This window comes from Nocardia sp. NPDC059154, assembly GCF_042755705.1.
Taxonomy (GTDB): Bacteria; Actinomycetota; Actinomycetes; order Mycobacteriales; family Mycobacteriaceae; genus Nocardia.
The window spans coordinates 1-1,201 of the sequence record NZ_JBHZCS010000211.1; the positions used below are offsets into that span (position 1 = coordinate 1).

The following is a 1,201-nucleotide window of genomic DNA, read 5'->3' on the forward strand; positions in this document are numbered from 1 at the left end:
CCTTGTTCGACCAGCTCAAGGGGACGGTCGCGTCCCGAGGCACGGCCGGGTCGTGGTGGCGGGGACTGCGGACGGTGGCCTGGGACGGCACCAGCGTCCACGTCGCCGACAGCGCGGCCAACCGCGCATACTGCGGCCGGCACTCGGGAGCCAACGGGACCGGCGGGTTCCCGCTGATGCGGCTGTCCGCGCTGGTGGAGTGCGGGACCAGGGCGTTGATCGACGCGGTGATCGGCCCGTTTACCCAGAGCGAGGAAGCCCAGTGCGGGCTGCTGTGCCGGGCACTGGCACCCGGGATGCTGCTGTTGGCCGACCGGGGCAGCAAAGGCCACACACTGACCAGAGCCGCCGCGGCCACCGGGGCGCAGCTGTTGTGGCGGATCAGCGCCGATCTGCAGCCGCCGGTGCTGGACCGGCTGCCCGACGGCACCTACCTGTCGATGTCCACCGGCACCAACGAGCGCGACCGGCTGCGACGCTGGAGCCGTCACCGGCGCACACCACCGCCCCAGGTCGATGGTGTCACAATCCGCGTGATCGAGGCCGAGGTGAGCGTCCGCGCCACCGACGGCAGATCCACAACCACCAGCCTGAGACTGATCACCACCCTGCTTGATCACCAGCGTTACCCCGCCGCTGAACTCGCCGAGCTGTATCACCGCAGATGGGAGGCAGAAACGGCCTACTTCGGCCTCAAGGTCAGCCTGCGCGGACCCAACCGGGTCCTGCGCTCGGGCAGCGTCGACGGGGTCCGCCAGGAGCTGTTCGGACTGTTGGTCGTCTACCAGGCCGCCCGACGCATCGCCGCCAACGCCGCCTCGCATGCTGGGATCGATCCGGCCCGCATCTCCTTCACCGTGGTCATCCGGACCGCCCGCCACACAGTGATCGCGGCGATAGGGACCACAGCACGCCGCAGCAAACGGACCGCCGTGATCTTCGGCGCCATCCTGCATCCCCGCGACCTGGTCCCGCCCCACCGCAGAACCCGGATCCAGCCGCGCCGGGTCAAACGCCCCATTTCCAACTATGCCTACAACCCCACCAGGAAAGACAGCCCGATCACCAACGCCGAGATCACCTTTACCATCACCACAGCCACCGACCGGACACGGCGCTGGACCTGAACTTCCCGCCCTGTTACCTCGACTTCGCCGACACAGCTTGACAACGACTCCAGCAGCCAAACTTCCCGGCATTG

At 68.4% G+C, this 1,201-nt stretch carries 1 protein-coding gene; it reads left to right on the top strand.

From position 1 onward, the window contains the following. Positions 1 to 1,127: IS4 family transposase (locus ACFXN1_RS51870; protein WP_379446780.1), on the top strand; the 1,127-nt coding region annotated here is incomplete at its 5' end. Positions 1,128 to 1,201 lie beyond the last annotated feature (74 nt).